Origin of the sequence: Pseudomonas sp. Rh2 (assembly GCF_040762985.1) — a bacterium.
Classification (GTDB): domain Bacteria; phylum Pseudomonadota; class Gammaproteobacteria; order Pseudomonadales; family Pseudomonadaceae; genus Aquipseudomonas; species Aquipseudomonas taiwanensis.
Genome location: NZ_CP142890.1, coordinates 849,187 through 866,154 on the forward strand (window position 1 = coordinate 849,187; position 16,968 = coordinate 866,154).

The window sequence follows — 16,968 nt, forward strand, 5'->3', positions numbered from 1 at the left end:
GTGCAGTCTCAGGCAGCCTTACGGGCAGTGACGAACGCGGCCAAGGTGGCGACGTTACGGAAATGGTTGCGGGTGTCCTTGGCATCGGCGTCGATCTTGAAGCCATAGCGCTTCTGCAGTGCCAGGCCCAATTCCAGTGCATCCACCGAGTCCAGGCCCAGGCCTTCGCCAAACAGCGGTTGCTGGTCGTCGATGTCCTGCACGCCGATATCTTCAAGGCCGAGGGCGTCGATGATCAGTTGCTTGAGGTCACGGTGCAGGTCGTGTTGTGGATCGCTCATCTGTGGCGAGCTCCTTGAGGTAGTACTGATGCAGGTAGTCGTTCAGCTTGCGTGATGCTTGAGGCGCCGGCCCCTGTGTGGCGAAGGCCTGAGGGTCGATATCGGCGCCGACCGTGAGGGTGAAGTGCACGCGACGGCTGGGGATGCGGTACCAGGGTTCGTTCTTGGTCAGGGTGGTCGGGCTGACCTTGATGGTCACCGGCGTGATGATATTCGCACCCCGCAAGGCAATCGCGGCGGCGCCGCGATGAAAGGCCGGTACCTGGCCGGGCGGGGTGCGCGTACCTTCCGGGAATATGATCAACGGCTGTCCTTGGCGCAACACGTCCACGGCTTCTTCGAGCATGTCCATGCTGCCGTCGTTGCCAATGTACTGGGCCTCGCCGACCGGGCCACGGGTGAATGGGTTGTCGAACAGGCTGTGCTTGACCACGCAATTGGCCTGGCGCACCAGGCCGATGAGAAAGACCACATCGATCAGCGACGGGTGGTTGGCGATGATCAGCTGACCAGGGCGGCCCAGGCGTTCGGCGCCAATGACCTGGTAGGTCAAGACGCCAGCGCCCTTCATGAAGCGAATGAAGTGCCAGAACAGCCAACCGATGGTTTGCCGGGCACGCTGGCGGTGGCGTTCGCGACCGCCCGGCATACAGGCCAACAGGGGGAACACCAGCAGCCGCAGGCACAGGCCGCCGAGCCCAAATACGGCAAAGCTCAAGGCGGTGGCCAGCAGGCGCCAGTAGTAGGCATCGCGGGGGCGGTTCACGGCTGTCGTTGCCAGGTCCATACACGACGCTTCACGGTGTGGGTGACGGTATTCTGGTCGGTCAGCGAAGCACGCAGCCAGCTCAGGGCATGGGGCAATGCGGGGCCTTGGCCCGCCGGCGTCTGGCCCAGGGTGAGCTGCCATTGTTGGCCGGATGTCAGCAACAGGCCCAGGGCGTAGGAAAAGGGTACGTCGTCGATCCAGTTGCGGTAGGCCTCGGGTGGTCGCTCTTCGGTGATGATCAGCAGCACGGCCGGGGCGCCCTCGGCCAGCAAGGCCGCAGCTTCGATCACGCCCTGCTCGAAGCCATCCTGCTCGGCTGCCAGCGCGGTCATCTCGCTGGTTTCACTGCGCATGATCGACCACAGGCCGATCACCGCATTGTGCACCGACAGGCTGAACTGGGTGGGCGACAGCGGCTGTTGCGCGGCCAGCTCGCTGAGCATCGCGAAGGTCCGTGGGGTTTCTCCATGGCGCGAGACGAACACCAGCGGCAGTGCATCGTGGCCCTCGGCCAGCGGCCAGCCGACGGCAAATGCCATGCGGGCCAGCAGGCTCAGGCGACGGCGCTGCATGGCCGGCAAAAACGAAACATCGGGAGGCGGCCCGTCGCTCTGCGACGGCTGCGTGCCGTGTGCCCAGGCGTGCCAGTCGGCAGGTGTCTGCAACCCTGGGGACCAGGCGCGCCATTGGCTGATATCGAAGCTGATCACGATAGTGTTGACTTTCCGCCCTGAGGAACTTCCTTGTCGAGGGAATCACTCGAAACAACGACCTGACAGGGTTGGCGCAATCGCCGAGTGGCGCGCATTATCCCGGTGCTGGCGGCGTGTAGCAAATGTTGGTTAGCTGATTGCCATCAGACAATGGGCAGAGGCGATTGCGTCAAGTCCGACCGCGGGCTTGCGTGATTTCCGATGGACGGTATGAAGAGGTTGTCGGTCGCCGTTCGCTCAAGTTGAGCGAATAGGTGCTGGTCATTGCGCAGACGCCGCCACATACTCGGGCATTCGTTGATACACGGAGGTCTCTCATGCGGCGCGTGGTGTTCAATCAGAAAGGTGGCGTGGGCAAGTCGAGCATCGCCTGCAACCTGGCGGCAGTCAGTGCCAGCGAAGGTTACCGGACCCTGTTGATCGACCTGGATGCCCAGGCGAATTCGACTCAGTACCTCACCGGCCTCACCGGCGAGGACATTCCCATGGGCATTGCCGACTTCTTCAAGCAGAGCCTGTCCAGCGGCCCGTTCAGCAAGAAGAACAAGGTCGATATCTACGAAACGCCGTTTGACAACCTTCATGTGGTGACGGCGACGGCCGAACTGGCCGACCTTCAGCCCAAGCTCGAGGCCAAGCACAAGATCAACAAGCTGCGTAAGTTGCTCGACGATCTGGACGAGGACTACGAGCGCATCTACATCGATACGCCCCCTGCACTCAATTTTTATGCGGTTTCTGCGCTGATTGCCGCTGATCGCGTGCTTATTCCCTTCGATTGCGACAGTTTCTCGCGCCAGGCGCTGTATGGCCTGCTGGCCGAGATCGAAGAGCTCAAGGACGACCACAACGAGGACCTGGTGGTCGAAGGCATCGTGGTCAATCAGTTCCAGTCCCGCGCCAGCCTGCCTCAGCAGATGCTCGACGAACTGCTGGCCGAGGGTCTTCCGGTGTTACCGGTATATCTGGGCAGTTCGGTGAAGATGCGCGAATCGCACCATGCCAGCCTGCCGCTGATCCACTTGGAGCCACGGCACAAGCTCACGCAGCAGTTTGTCGAGTTGCATGACCTTCTTGAGGAAAATGGGTGATCTGCGACGCCTGCCAGAGCGAGCGCCGCCTGCGCGGCGCATCGCGAGCGAGGCTCGCTCCTACAGGCGTACGGCGCGGTATCGAGTCAAATCAAAAAGGCGGCCGCGCGCGACTGTTACAGGCATCATTGGCCCGAAACAAACGTGGCGAGCTTTGCTCGCGATGCGCCGCGCGGGCGGCGCTCGATCTCACAGCCGACCCTAAACCCCCTGGCTGCGCAGCCATTCCAGCAGTGTCTGCAGTGGAAACGCCCCGGCCTGGCGGGCGACTTCGCGGCCGTTCTTGAACAGGATCAGGCTGGGGATCGAGCGGATGCCCAACTGGCCTGCCAGGTTGCGGTTGGCTTCGCTGTCGAGCTTGGCCAGGCGGCAGCGGCCCTGAAGCTGGCGAGCGGCCTGTTCGAAGGTGGGGGCGAAGGATTTGCAGGGGCCGCACCAGTCCGCCCAGACGTCCAGCAGCAGTGGCAAGTCGCCTTTGATCTGGCTGGCATAGCTGCTTTCGGTGAGCGCGAAGGGTTTGCTCAGCAGCACGTCCTGTTTGCAACGCCCGCATTTGGGCGCGTCGCCTAGGCGGGCGGCGGGCAGGCGGTTGAGGCCGTTGCAGTGGGGGCAGGGGATCAGCAGCGGGTCGGACATTAGGGCTCCTTGGGTGTTTGTTCTGGCCTTGTCGCCGGCCGTGTGAATCAGGACGAGCAGCTGATTTCCAGGTGCTTGCCCCACTCAGGTGGCCGTTCGGCATAGGCCTGCATGCCGGGTTGTTCGTCGAACGGCCGGCTCAGCACCAGGTGCAGTCGCCTCACTTCACTGTAATCCCCTGCCTCGGCCGCTTCGATAGCTTTCTGCGCCAAATAGTTACGCAGCACATACAGCGGGTTCACCGCATGCATGCGTTCACGCCGTCCGTCGGCATTACCGGCTTCCCGTTGGCAGCGCGCCAGGTAGTCCACGCCCCAGGCATCGAAGCCGGCCAGGTCGACGAAATCGTCGCGCACCGCCTTCAAGGCATCGGCCACCGGTTGCTCGCCCAGCCTGCGGAAGAACAGGTTGTAGTCCACGCCACCGCTTTGCATACGCTGCAGCAGTCGTTCGACCAGCGCCAGGTCGTCATCCTCGGCAGTGGTCAGGCCCAGGCGCCGCCGCATCAGGTCCAGGTAATGTGCCTGGTACAACGGCAGGAACAATTCCAGCGCTTGTTTGAGCGGTTCCACCTCGATCACCGTGGTCAAGGCCTGGGCCAGCGCGCTGAGGTTCCAATGGGCGATAGGTACCTGGTTGCTGTAGCTGTAGCGGCCACGGTCATCGGAGTGGTTGCAGATGAAGTTGGCGTCGAAGTCGTCGAGGAAGGCGTAAGGGCCAAAGTCGAAGGTGATGCCGAGGATCGACATGTTGTCGGTGTTCATCACCCCGTGACAGAAGCCATAGGCCTGCCAGCGGGCGATCAGTTCGGCATTGCGCTCGACGATGGTACGGAACATCGCAAGGTAAGGCTGTTCGGCCTCGCGGCACTCGGGGTAGTGCTGTTCCAGTACATGGTCGAGGAGTATGCGCTGCTGCTCGGGTTGGCGGGTGTAGTAAAAGTACTCGAAATGACCAAAGCGAACGTGGCTTGGCGCCAGACGCATCAGCATAGCGGCGCTTTCGCGGGTTTCGCGCCACACTGGAGTGCTCGAACCTACCACGCACAAGGCTCGGCTGCTGGGAATGCCGAGGGCGTGCAGGGCCTCGGAGGCGAGGAACTCGCGGATCGACGAGCGCAACACGGCGCGGCCGTCGCCCATGCGCGAGTACGGCGTCTGGCCGGCACCCTTGAGGTGCAGGTCCCAGTGCTCGCCGGCATCGTTCAGTACCTCGGCCAACAGCAGGCCGCGGCCATCGCCCAGGCGCGGATTGTAGGAGCCGAACTGGTGGCCTGAATACACCATCGCTCGCGGGTCGGCTTCTTCCCACAGCTTGTGACCGCTGAACAGCTCGGCGAACAGCGGGGATTGGGCCTCTGTTGGGTCGAGGTCGAGCAGTGCCATGGCCGACTCGCTCGCCACTACCAGGCGCGGCTCGGCGATGGGCTCGGGCAGTACCTGGGTGGAGAACGCATCGCCCAGGCGGGCGAAGCGGTTGTCGAAGCTGAGTTGGTCGAGGGTTTTCACGGGCGGCTCCTGAGTGGGGTGCCTGGGGCCGCTTCACGGCCCAATCGCTGGCGAGCCTGCTCCCCACAGGGCAGTTGCAGGAGCGGGATCGCCTGTGATCGAGGGCATCGCCCTCGCAGGGATTGTGCACAGCATAAAGGATTCGAACCCACTCAGGCCGGTTGAGCTCCATCCGGTTTCGGTTGCTCCATCGGAATCAGCTGCTGCTTGCCACCCTTGGGATCTATCAGGAACACCTCGACCTGGCGTACCGAGATCTTGATGTTGTGTGCCTTGAACTCACGGTTGATGTAGCGGTTGATCTCATCCAGGGTCGGGTTGCGGTCGCCCAGGTCGCGCACATGCATGCGCAGTTCGTGGTCGAGCGAGCTTTCGCCGAAGTTGAGGAAGTACACGATCGGCTCAGGGTCCTTGAGTACCCGCGGGTTCTCATGGGCGCCCTTGAGCAGAATCTCACGGACCAGGTCCAGGTCCGAACCGTAGTCGATACCCAGCTTCAGGGTTACCCGGGTGACCGTGTCCGTCAGCGACCAGTTGATCAGCTGGCCGGTGATGAAGGTCTTGTTGGGGACGATGATGTCCTTGCGGTCGAAGTCGGTGATGGTGGTGGCGCGGATGCGGATCTTGCTCACCGTGCCGGACAGATTGCCGATGGTGATGGTGTCGCCGATTCGTACCGGGCGCTCGAACAGGATCATGATGCCGGAGATGAAGTTGGCGAAGATTTCCTGCATGCCGAAGCCCAAGCCAACCGACAGCGCCGCCACCAGCCATTGCAGCTTGTCCCAGCTCACGCCAAGGGTCGACAGCGTAGTCACGATACCGACGCCGACAATGGTGTACGACAGCAGCGTGGTGGTGGCATAGGCACTGCCTTGCGCCAGGTTCAGGCGTGACAGTACCAGCACCTCCAGCAAACCGGGCAGGTTGCGGGCGAGGGCGAAGGTAATGCCCACGATCACCAGCGCGCCCAGCAGGTCGCCCAGGCTGATGGGCACCATGCTGGCGTTGGCGCCGGTGCCGCTGGTGTATTCGTACAAGGTGAAGTTGTTCAGGTATGCGAACACCGAGATGAGGTCTGCCCAAACCCAGTACAGGCCGGCGATGAAACCACCGAGCAAGGCCAGTCGGATCAGGCGCAGGGACTGCTGGTTGACCTGTTCGATATCCAGGGTCGGCTCTTCGGTGACGACCTCGCCATCGAGGCCCTCCTTGGCCGCCGCACGTTTGCTCAGGGCACGCTGGTACGCCAGGCGCCGCGCGGCAACCGACAGGCCGCGCACGAAGGCGGCTTCGATCACCAGCCAGAACAGCAGCAGGTACAGGGTGTAGATCAGGCGATCGGTAAGCTTCAGGGCGGTGTAGTAGTAGCCGAAGCACACCGCCACGAACAAGGCGATGGGCAGGGCGGTGAAGGCAACCCCGACGGCCTTGCGGAACAGCGACGTGTCGCGGTGAGCAGGGCTACTCAGCAGCAGGCGGCTGAGCAACCAGGCCATCAGTGCGTAGCACGCCAGCACCACGCCGATGCCTAGCACATCGTCGGCCAGTGCCGAGGGCTGGTGCTCGGCGACCGCCACCACACCGACCAAAGCCAGCACCACGGAGCCCAGGCGGCGCACCCAGCCCCGCAGGAACTCGACCTGCGGCTTGTACCAGCGGAAGTGAATTTCCGCCACGCCACCCGGGGCGAGGATGCGGTAGGCGGTGTAGAACACAAGCCACGCCTGTGCCAGCTGCCACAGCGCCGCGCCGAGGTTGGCGTTCTGACCACGTGCATCGATCTGCAAGGCATAGCTGCACAAGGCCAGGCCCAAGCTGACTGGCATGGCAAGGAGGATGTTGATAAGGATGGCCTGCGGCGTGTGCCACTGGCTGTCGCGGCGGAAGTGGCCGATGTCCTGATGCACCTTGCCCAGGCGCTGGTAGAGGTACTTGCGTCGCCACAGCAGCCCGCCAATCACCAGCAGCAATGGCAGGAACAACAGCGGTCGCTGGCCCAAGCCGTCGGCCAGCTCCTTGAGGCCCGACCCCCAGGGCAGGCTGGCAACCTGAGCGGTGAAGCGCTCGGGTACGTAGCGCAGCCAGTCCCAATCCAGCGGCTTGTTGCTGGGAATCCAGAACATCTGCTCTTCGAGGGTGGTGCGCAGCCCTTGTGCGGTGCTGAGCAACTGCTTCTGGTTCAGTTGCAGGGTGATCGACTCATTGAGCAACGCCGACAGTTCGCGGTTCAAGCGTTCGAGCAGGTCGCTGCGGGTGATCGCCACTTCCAGCAGGGCCTTGCGCAGTTGCGGGGTGACGTCGTCCGGCGGCTGGTTGGCCAGCAGCTTGTCGACATAGCTCACCGGGCTGCTCATCTGCTCGCGTTGCTGGTTGATCTCGAACTGGTACAGGCGAATGTCGGCGATCTGGTCGGCCAGGTCGCGGTCGAGCTTCAGGTGCGGCAGTGCCTGCTTCTGCTTGTAGAGGATCTTCGACAGCAGCAGGCTGCCCTTGAGCACGTTGATCTGTTCATCCAGGGCTTGGTCGGCCTGGGTCAGGCTGTCGAGTTGCTGTTTGGTGCGCAGGTTCTGCTGGGTCAGCTCGTTGAGGCGGTCGGTGCTCTTGAGCAGATAGTCGGAGAGCTTGAGGTTGGCGGCACTCTCGTTGGCCAACAAGGTGCTGCCGCCAGCCTTCTGCGCCTCGATCGACTGCTGGGTGACGGTCTGCTGGGACTGGGCCAGGCGCTTGTCGTTGATCAGCGTCTGCAGGTCCTGGATTTCCTGCTCAAGGCGCGCTGCGCGTTCGATCAACAGGTCGTGCCGGGCGTTGCCCAGGTCTTGCAGCAAGCCGTTGCCGGCCAGCTCCTGGCGACGCAGCAGGGTCAGGGCATTGAGCGATGCCAGCTCGGCGTTGAGCTGGTTGCGTTGGTCGGCGTTGAGTGGCTTGCCGTTGTCCTTGCCGTTCTTGAGGCTGCTGTTGATCTGCTGGGTGCGGGTCTGGTTGTTGCTGATTTCGGCCTGGGCCCGCTCCGGCCGGGTCTGCGAACTGATGATCAGGCTGTTGGCTTCGGACAAGGCCTTTTGCAACTCGCCTTGTTGGGTGCTGCGCTCGCTGAGCAGTTGTTCAAGCTGAGGCACTGTGAAGTTGGCATAGCGCTGGGCCACCGGCAGTGGCTTGCTGTCCTTGAGCTTGGCCAGTTCGCGTTGGCTGTCGGTGGTTTCTTTCGGCGCTGTGGCCAGTTGTTGCTTCAGCGCAGTGAGCTTCTTCTCGCTGTCTTCCTTGCTGGCCAGCAGGCTCAGGGTCTGTTCGAGAACCTGCTGCAGGGCCTTCTGTTCGGCCTCGGGCAATTTGCGCTCGGCGATCTTGTCGAGGCTGTTCTGGATGCTGGCGGTGGTCGGGACCTCGGCCGCGGTGGCCGCGAACGAGAGGGACAGGCACAGCCCGAGCAGGGCTGCGCGAAGGTGCGCGCGCAGGGACATAGGCAGACTACATTGTGGATCGGGCAGAATCGGAGTTTAGAGGAACAAGCCCGGGCCGGGTCGGGTTCCTTCGGGGAATCTGACGCCGACTTTCTGGACATTGTTCCCGTCCATGGTCGCGACGGTCCAGATGGTGCCATGCCATTCGACCTGGTCGCCTACTACTGGAGCGCCTCCGACCTTCTGTCGGATGAACTGCGCCAGTGGCATTTTTGCGTCGAGACCATCGAGTTTCAGGCCGTAAAGCGCCGCCACCGCACCCAGTTCGGCATCGCCTTCGAGGACGAAGTCGCCGAAGAAGCGCAGGTCGAGGCCGCGCTGCGGCGCCTGGCTGAACAATTTGCCCAGGGCTGGAAGGTTATGTTCATGGCCAATCACGCAGAGCATGTCGCCGACTTCCAGCACGGTGCTCCCGGAGGGGTGCAGCAACTGCTCGCCCCTGAACAATGCGGCGATGCGCGTGCCTTCGGGCATCTTCAGCTCACGCAGGGCGGCGCCGATGCACCATTTCTCGGCGCCCAGGCGATAGACGAACAACTCCCACTCGCTGGTGAGGTGCACCTCCAGTGCGGAGCGGGAAATCGGCGCAGGGTCTGGCGGTACGGTGACCTTGAGCAGCTTGGCCATCCACGGCAGGCTGGTGCCTTGGACCAGCAGCGACACCAGGACGATGAAGAAGGCCAGGTTGAAGAACAGCTGGGCGTCCGGCAAGCCCGCCATGAGCGGAAACACCGCCAGGATGATGGGTACCGCGCCGCGCAGGCCGACCCACGAGATGAAGGCCTTCTCGCGGCCATGGAAGGCCTTGAATGGCAGCAGGCTGGCCACTACCGAAAGCGGGCGGGCCACCAGGATCATCCACAGCGCAAGGCCAAGTGCAGGCAGGGCGATGGGGAGCAGGTCATGAGGGGTTACCAGCAGGCCCAGGACCAGGAACATGCCGATCTGCGCCAGCCAGGCCATGCCGTCGAGCATGTGCAGAATGCCGTGGCGGCTGCGAATGGGTTTGTTGCCCAGCACCAGGCCGCACAGGTAGACGGCGAGGAAGCCGCTGCCATGCAGGGCGTTGGTCAGCGAGAACACCACCAGGCCGCCTGCCACCACGAGGATCGGGTACAGGCCACCGGCCAGGTTGATGCGGTTGACCAGTTGCAGCATCAGCCAGCCACCGCCCAGGCCCAGCAGGCCACCGATACCGAACTCGCGGATCAGGTGGGTCAGCAGGCTCCAGTGCAGGCCAGTCTGGCCGCTGGCGATCATGTCGATCAGGGTGACGGTGAGAAACACCGCCATGGGGTCGTTGCTGCCCGACTCGATCTCCAGCGTCGCCGTCACCCGCTCGTTCAGGCCCTTGCCGCCCAGCAGCGAGAACACCGCCGCGGCGTCTGTGGAGCCAACGATGGCGCCGATCAGCAGGCCCTGGATCAGGTTCAGGTCGAACAGCCAGGCAGCGACCATGCCCGTCAGGCCGGTGGTGATCAGCACGCCGACGGTGGCCAGCGACAGGGCCGGCCACAGGGCTACGCGGAAGCTCGCCACCCGTGTACGCAGGCCGCCATCGAGCAGGATCACGGCCAATGCCAGGTTACCCACCAGGTAGGCGGTCGGGTAGTTGTTGAAGATGATGCCGCCACCGTCCACGCCCGCGACCATGCCGACGGCGAGGATGATGACCAGGATGGGGATGCCCAGGCGCGAAGATAGCGAGCTGACCAGAATACTTGCGCCCACCAGCAATGCGCCGATCAGGAACAGGCTGTTGATGGTGCTTGCATCCAAAGGCAGGTACTCCGGGACATCGCGAGAGAAGGGACTTGCGAGAATGAACTAGCAGGTCGCGTGCCAACTGATTCTAACCTGATGAATTAGCAGGCTGTAAAGCGTTTCCGCAGATGAAAAAAAGGCACCGCGCAGGGTGCCTTTTCTGGTGTTGCAGGGGTGGGCTCTTTCGCGGGTTCACCCGCGAAGAGGCCGGGGCAGGTTCATGCCTGCTTCACCTCGCGCATCGGCTTGCCCTTCACCGGTGCACCATTGGCCACGTAGTACTTGGCGGTGCTGCGCGGCAGTGGCTTGCGGCCACGGATCTTGTCCGAGATCTTCTCGGCGATCATGATCGTGGTGGCGTTGAGGTTGCCGGTGATGATGATCGGCATGATCGACGCATCGACCACACGCAGGCCTTGCATGCCATGCACTCGGCCTTCGCCATCGACCACCGCCATGTCGTCGGTGCCCATCTTGCACGAGCAGGACGGGTGGAAGGCGGTTTCGGCGTGCTCGCGGATGAACTTGTCCAGTTCTTCGTCCGTCTGCACGTGCGCGCCCGGGCTGATCTCGCGGCCACGGTACGGGTCGAGTGCCGGCTGGGCCATGATCTCGCGGGTCAGGCGGATACCGTCACGGAATTCCTGCCAGTCCTGCTCGGTGGCCATGTAGTTGAACAGGATGCTTGGGTGCTGGCGTGGGTCTTTGGACTTGAGCTTGATGCGGCCACGGCTAGGCGAACGCATGGAGCCCATGTGTGCCTGGAAGCCGTGCTCCTTGACCCCGTTGGAACCGTTGTAGTTAATCGCGACCGGCAGGAAGTGGTACTGAATGTTCGGCCACTTGAACTCAGGGCGAGTACGGATGAAACCGCCCGCCTCGAACTGGTTGCTGGCGCCGATACCGGTGCCGTTGAACATCCATTCGGCGCCGATGGCCGGCTGGTTCCACCACAGCAGCGACGGGTACAGCGAGACTGGCTGGGTGCAGGCGTACTGCAGGTACAACTCGAGGTGGTCCTGCAGGTTCTCGCCAACGCCAGGCAGGTCGTGCACGACCGGGATGTCGAGGCTTTCCAGCAGGGCGCGCGGGCCCACGCCGGAGCGCTGCAGCAGCTGTGGCGAGGCGATGGCGCCGGAGCTGACGATGACTTCCTTGCGGGCGCGGGCTTCGACGCGCTCTTCGCTGTCGCCGACCAGGTAAGTCACGCCGATGGCGCGCTTGCCGTCGAACAGCACGCGGTCGGTCAGGGCATGGGTGACGATGGTCAGGTTCGGACGCTTCTTGGCCTGGTCCAGGTAGCCTCGGGCGGTGCTCGAACGGCGGCCTTTCTTGGTCACGGTACGGTCCATCGGACCGAAGCCTTCCTGCTGGTAGCCGTTGAGGTCTTCGGTGCGTGGGTAGCCAGCTTGCACACCGGCTTCGACCATGGCGTGGAACAGCGGGTTGTTGCCGGCCTTGGGCGTGGTGACGCTGACCGGGCCTTCGCCGCCGTGGTAGTCGTTCGGGCCGATGTCGCGAGTTTCTGCCTTGCGGAAGTACGGCAGGCAGTCCAGGTAGGTCCAGTCTTCCAGGCCTGGCAGTTCTGCCCAGCCGTCGAAGTCCATGGCGTTACCGCGGATGTAGCACATGCCGTTGATCAGCGAGGAGCCACCCAGGCCCTTGCCACGACCACATTCCATGCGGCGGCCATCCATGTGCGGCTCTGGATCGGTCTCGTAGGCCCAGTTGTAGCGGCGGCCCTGCAGTGGGAAGGCCAAGGCGGCTGGCATCTGGGTGCGGAAGTCGAAGCGGTAGTCGGGGCCACCGGCTTCCAGCAGCAGTACGGTGACGCCGGCGTCTTCGGTCAGGCGGGCGGCCAGGGTGTTACCGGCCGAGCCGGCACCGACGATGATGTAATCGAATTCTTGGGACATGGAAGTACCCTCGTGTTGGCGGTGATCAGGGAGCGGAAACGCCCGTGCTCATTGGCACGGGCGTGGCTAGACAGGGTTCAGAAAACCGAGTTGTAGCCGCCCAGCTCGACCTGGACCGACTTGATGCGAGTGTATTGAGCCAGCGAGCTGACGCCGTTCTCACGGCCGACGCCCGACTGCTTGTAGCCACCGACCGGCATTTCCGCCGGCGATTCACCCCAGGCGTTGATCCAGCAGATACCGGCTTCGAGCTTGTGGATGATGCGGTGGGCGCGGCTGATGTCGTTGGTGCACACGCCAGCGGCCAGGCCGTATTCGGTGTCGTTGGCGCGGCGGATGACTTCTTCTTCGGTCTCGTAGGTGAGGATGCTCATCACCGGGCCGAAGATTTCTTCCTTGACGATGGTCATGTCGTCGGTGCAGTCGGTGAAGACGGTCGGGGCCACGAAGGCGCCCTTGGCGAAGTCGCCTTGGGTCAGACGCTCACCGCCGCACAGAACGCGGGCACCTTCTTCCTTGCCCTTGGCGATGTAGCCCAGGACGCTCTCCATGTGCGGGAAGCTGACCAGCGGACCGAAGTTGGTGTTTTCGTCTTCTGGGTTGCCAGCACGGATACGGGCCACGCGCTCGACGATCTTGGCTTCGAAGGCTGCCTTGAGTTCGGCTGGGATGAACACGCGGGTGCCGTTGGTGCACACCTGGCCCGAGCTGTAGAAGTTGGCCATCATGGCGATGTCGGCGGCCTTGTCCAGGTCGGCGTCGGCGCAGATGATCAGCGGCGACTTGCCGCCCAGTTCCATGGTCACTTCCTTCAGCGAGGAGCTGGAGGCGCTGGCCATGACCTTCTTGCCGGTGGTGGTGCCGCCGGTGAAGGAGACTTTCTCGATGCGTGGGTGCTCGGTCAGCCAGGTGCCGACTTCACGGCCGCTACCGGTCAGGACGTTGAATACGCCATCCGGCAGGCCGGCTTCGGTGTAGATCTCGGCCAGTTTCAGCGTGGTCAGCGAAGTGACTTCCGAAGGCTTGAAGATCATCGCGTTGCCGGCAGCCAGGGCTGGCGCGGATTTCCACAGGGCGATCTGGATCGGGTAGTTCCAGGCGCCGATACCGACGGTTACGCCCAGTGGCTCGCGGCGGGTATAGACGAAGGAGGATTCACGCAGCGGAATCTGCTCGCCTTCGATGGCCGGTACCAGGCCAGCGTAGTACTCCAGGACGTCGGCGCCGGTGACGATATCGACGTAGCGGGTTTCGGAGTACGACTTGCCGGTGTCCAGGGTTTCCAGCATGGCCAGTTCGTCGTTGCGCTCGCGCAGGATGTCGACGGCGCGGCGCAGGATGCGCGAGCGCTGCATGGCGGTCATGGCAGCCCAGACTTTCTGGCCGCGCTCGGCGCTTTCCACGGCTTTTTCGACGTCAGCCTGGGTAGCGCGCTGTACGTAGGCGAGGACTTCGCCAGTGGCCGGGTTGATGGCTTCGAAAGTGGCATCGCTGCCGGCGTCGACATAACCACCATCAATGTAGAGTTTTTGCGTTCCGAAACGGGCCATAGTGTCCTCGCAAGTGCAGTGTGTGGTTGGCTTTCGCGTCACGCTCCTGCCGGGTTGGCAAGTGCCGTGCGCGGTTGTTCAGCGGCCTGGTCGTCAGTGCCCAGGGTGTGCTGTTTAGCCAGTTGTAGATCCATGTATTCGTAAGCAATCCGTATCGCCTGATCGGTGTCGAATGCGTCACCCGACAGTGCTCCACGCAGCCACAAGCCGTCGATCAGGGCCGCCAGGCCGCGGGCTGCCTTGCGCGCATGGTAGAGCGGCAGGGCGCGGCGGAACTGGCAGCACAGGTTGGAGTACAAGCGGTGGTCATTGATCCGCTGCAACCTGTGCAAATCGGGCTGGTGCATGCTGGAAGCCCAAAAGGCCAACCAGGTTTTCATCGCCGGGCCGTTCACCTGGCTGGCATCGAAGTTGCCCTCGATGATCACTTTCAGGTGGGCTCGCGGGCTGTCGTCGGTCAGTGACTGGCGACGCGCCCTCACGCCTTCGTTGAGCATGCTCATGATGTAACCCATCGTCGCTGCGATCAGGCCGTTCTTGTCCCGAAAGTAGTGACTGATGATGCCGTTCGACACCCCGGCCAAACGGGCAATCAGCGCAATGCTGGCGTCCCCCAGGCCGACCTGATCGACCGCCTGTAACGTGGCTTCGATCAACTGCTGGCGGCGGATGGGTTGCATACCGACCTTGGGCATCTTGCTATCTCCTCAGGCCTGCGAGCAGACGACGGGCGGCTGACTCGGCGAAGGCCAGTCTATTTTGTTTTGATTGAACGTTCAATCAATAAAGAATAAGCTCTGCGACAATTTGTGCCATTGACAGTATTTCACACGGTCGAGAAGGCACGAATCGACACCCCAGGAAATCGTGTAACCCCCGGAATACAAGGCGTTGACGGGCTAGAGCGAAGCGAAAGACAGATTCTGGCAGACGGTCGACGACCTGCGGCAGGCCCTTGGAGCGGGCGGTGTGCTCTGTGACCAATGCGCGCACTTTCAGGGTGAGTGCACAGTCGGACACGGACCACCTGTCTGGTTTTTTGCAACGTTTCGATTCGGGATCACGGTTTCCAGGGTGCTTTTATAACACCTGACGCAGTGGGGCTATTGCACCAATTGCGCGGGAAAAGACTGATTAGCCTCCACAGCCGCACTGCCCGGAGCATTCGTGCAATGAGTTCTGCCTCCCTTACCAAACCCCCCGCCGAGAGGGTGCGGGTCAATCGCGTGGTGTTCTACACCTCCGCGCTGTTGGTCCTTGTTCTGACTGCCTTGCTGATCGCTGTACCCGAAACCGCCGGCCAAGTACTGGGCGTAGCCCAGAAATGGCTCACCCGTACCTTCGGTTGGTACTACATGCTGGTGATCTGCGGTTACCTGCTGTTCGTCGTTTACCTGGCTTTCTCCGATTTCGGAAAACTCAAGCTCGGTGGCAAGGACGATCAGCCCGACTTCAGCTACGGCGCCTGGGCCGGCATGCTGTTCTCTTCGGGTATCGGCATTTCGCTGCTGTACTTCGGCGCTTCCGAGCCGCTGGACCACTACTTCAACCCGCCGGAAGGTACGCCAGCCAGTCTCGAAGCCGCGCGCCAGGGCTTGCAGCTGACCTTCCTGCACTGGGGCCTGCATGGCTGGGCGATCTATGCGCTGGTCGGCCTGGCCGTGGGTTACTTCGCCTACCGTCACAACCAGCCGCTGGCATTGCGCTCGGCACTGTTCCCGCTGGTCGGTGAGCGTTGGGTCAAGGGCGCTGCCGGCAATGCCGTGGACATCTTCGGGATGTTCGTCACCCTGCTGGGTCTGGTGACCAACCTGGGTATCGGCGCGATGCAGGTATCGTCGGGCCTGGAGTACCTGTTCGGCATGCAACACAGCCAGACCAACCTGCTGATGGTGATCCTGGTGATGGCCGGCGTTGCTACCGTCGCTGCGGTATCGGGTGTCGAGAACGGTATCCGCCGCCTGTCGAACCTGAACATCATGCTGTTCAGCGGCCTGCTGATCTTCGTTCTGCTGGGTGGCCAGACCCTGCACCTGCTCAATGGCTTCGTGCAAAACATTGGCGACTACCTCAATGGCATCGTGCTGAAGACGTTCGACCTGTACGTCTATGAAGGCGAAGCGGGCAAGTCCGAGCGCTGGTTGGGCCTGTGGACCGTGTTCTACTGGGCCTGGTGGATTTCCTGGGGTCCATTCGTCGGCATGTTCATCGCCCGTATTTCCAAGGGCCGTACCGTGCGTCAGCTGGTCAGCGGTGTACTGTTGATTCCACTGGGCTTCACCCTGGCCTGGCTGTCGATCTTCGGCAACACTGCGCTGGACCTGGTGATCAACCAGGGTGCCGTGGAATTGGGCAAGACCGCGCTGGAACAGCCGTCGATGTCGATCTACCAGCTGCTGGAATACTTCCCTGCGGCCAAGATCGTGATCGGTGTGGCGGTGTTCGTTGGCTTCGTGCTGTTCCTCACCCCAGCCGACTCCGGCGCGGTGATGATGGCCAACCTGTCGTGCAAAGGCGGCAAGGTCGATGAAGACGCCCCGCACTGGATGGTGGTGTTCTGGTCGGTGGTCATCACCCTGGTAACCATCGGTCTGCTGTTCGCGGGTAACTTCGAGGCCATGCAGACCATGGTGGTTCTGGCAGGCCTGCCATTCTCGGTGGTGCTGGTGCTGTTCATGTTCGGCCTGTACAAGGCCATGAAGCAGGACGTTGCGGTTGAAAACGAGCGCGCCGAGCTGGCAGCCCGCGGCCGTCGCGGTTTCAGCGAGCGCTTGACTCAGCTGGATCTGCAGCCGACCCAAGCGGTGGTTCAGCGCTTCATGGACAAGCAGGTCAGCCCGGCGCTGAAAGAGGCGGCCACACAGCTGCAGAGCCTTGGCTTCGACGTGGAAACCCGTGTAGGCCAGTCGCGCAACATGATGGGTCTGCGGGTGATGATGGAAGAGGGCAACCCGTTCGTCTATGAAGTGAGCCTGGATGGCTACCTGGCCGCGCCGAGCGAGGCCCCCGTGGAGGGCGAACCGCAAGTGCGCCAACGCTTCTACCGTGCCGAGGTCTACCTGCACGATGGCAGTCAGGAGTACGACCTGATGGGCTTCGCGCCTGATCAGATCGTGCGTGATGTGCTCGATCAGTTCGAGAGCCATCGGCAATTGCTGGGACGCGTCTACAGCTGATGCGTATGAAAAAGCCCTGCTGCAATAGCAGGGCTTTTTGTCGGTGCTTGCAATAAGTAGCACCGCAGGCGCGACCCTGCGCGCAAGGCTTCCGGTCCACTCA

At 62.7% G+C, this 16,968-nt stretch carries 12 protein-coding genes; 2 read left to right on the forward strand and 10 right to left on the reverse strand.

The annotated features are described in order from the left end of the window. Positions 1-8: 8 nt before the first annotated feature. From VXM67_RS03880 to VXM67_RS03890, 3 genes are read right to left on the reverse strand one after another with little or no spacing between them, the layout of a single operon-like run. Positions 9-281, reverse strand: coding sequence for a phosphopantetheine-binding protein (locus VXM67_RS03880; RefSeq protein ID WP_023378252.1), 273 nt, complete (start codon positions 279-281; stop codon positions 9-11). Beyond that, a complete protein-coding gene (locus tag VXM67_RS03885; RefSeq protein ID WP_023378253.1) occupies positions 250-1,068 on the reverse strand; it encodes a 1-acyl-sn-glycerol-3-phosphate acyltransferase in 819 nt (272 codons plus the stop codon). Before VXM67_RS03885 ends, VXM67_RS03880 begins: the two co-directional genes overlap by 32 nt. After that, entirely contained in the window at positions 1,044-1,760 is a 717-nt protein-coding gene (locus tag VXM67_RS03890; RefSeq protein ID WP_367237506.1) for a beta-ketoacyl synthase chain length factor, read from the reverse strand. The genes VXM67_RS03885 and VXM67_RS03890 overlap by 25 nt, the downstream gene beginning before the upstream one ends. A 320-nt stretch (positions 1,761-2,080) precedes the next feature. On the opposite strand from VXM67_RS03890, the gene VXM67_RS03895 reads away from it, so the two are divergent. Beyond that, positions 2,081-2,854 carry a ParA family protein gene (locus VXM67_RS03895; protein ID WP_023378255.1) on the forward strand — a complete coding sequence of 258 codons (774 nt, stop codon included), beginning with the start codon at positions 2,081-2,083 and terminating at the stop codon, positions 2,852-2,854. 201 nt (positions 2,855-3,055) lie between these two features. Here VXM67_RS03895 and trxC read toward each other — a convergent pair whose 3' ends face one another. From trxC to betI, 7 genes are all read right to left on the reverse strand, one after another. Further along, on the reverse strand, positions 3,056-3,490 hold the full coding sequence (gene trxC, locus VXM67_RS03900) for a thioredoxin TrxC (protein WP_023378256.1): 435 nt from the start codon (positions 3,488-3,490) through the stop codon (positions 3,056-3,058). Positions 3,491-3,537: 47 nt separating this feature from the next. Further along, entirely contained in the window at positions 3,538-4,998 is a 1,461-nt protein-coding gene (selO, locus tag VXM67_RS03905) for a protein adenylyltransferase SelO (RefSeq protein ID WP_023378257.1), read from the reverse strand. 152 nt (positions 4,999-5,150) lie between these two features. After that, positions 5,151-8,459: a mechanosensitive channel MscK gene (gene mscK / locus VXM67_RS03910; protein WP_027907922.1), complete on the reverse strand. Its 3,309-nt coding sequence runs from the start codon at positions 8,457-8,459 to the stop codon at positions 5,151-5,153. Positions 8,460-8,495: 36 nt separating this feature from the next. Further along, positions 8,496-10,238, reverse strand: a complete 1,743-nt coding sequence (locus VXM67_RS03915) for a potassium/proton antiporter (protein WP_027907923.1) — start codon at positions 10,236-10,238, stop codon at positions 8,496-8,498. Positions 10,239-10,441: 203 nt separating this feature from the next. Then, complete coding sequence (gene betA / locus VXM67_RS03920) at positions 10,442-12,139, reverse strand: choline dehydrogenase (protein WP_023378260.1); 1,698 nt, start codon at positions 12,137-12,139, stop codon at positions 10,442-10,444. Between the two features lie 77 nt (positions 12,140-12,216). Beyond that, positions 12,217-13,689, reverse strand: coding sequence for a betaine-aldehyde dehydrogenase (gene betB / locus VXM67_RS03925; protein ID WP_023378261.1), 1,473 nt, complete (start codon positions 13,687-13,689; stop codon positions 12,217-12,219). Between the two features lie 38 nt (positions 13,690-13,727). Continuing rightward, entirely contained in the window at positions 13,728-14,384 is a 657-nt protein-coding gene (gene betI, locus VXM67_RS03930; RefSeq protein ID WP_023378262.1) for a transcriptional regulator BetI, read from the reverse strand. 534 nt (positions 14,385-14,918) lie between these two features. Here betI and VXM67_RS03935 point away from each other — a divergent pair. Next, complete coding sequence (locus VXM67_RS03935) at positions 14,919-16,865, forward strand: BCCT family transporter (RefSeq protein WP_244880978.1); 1,947 nt, start codon at positions 14,919-14,921, stop codon at positions 16,863-16,865. Positions 16,866-16,968: the final 103 nt, after the last annotated feature.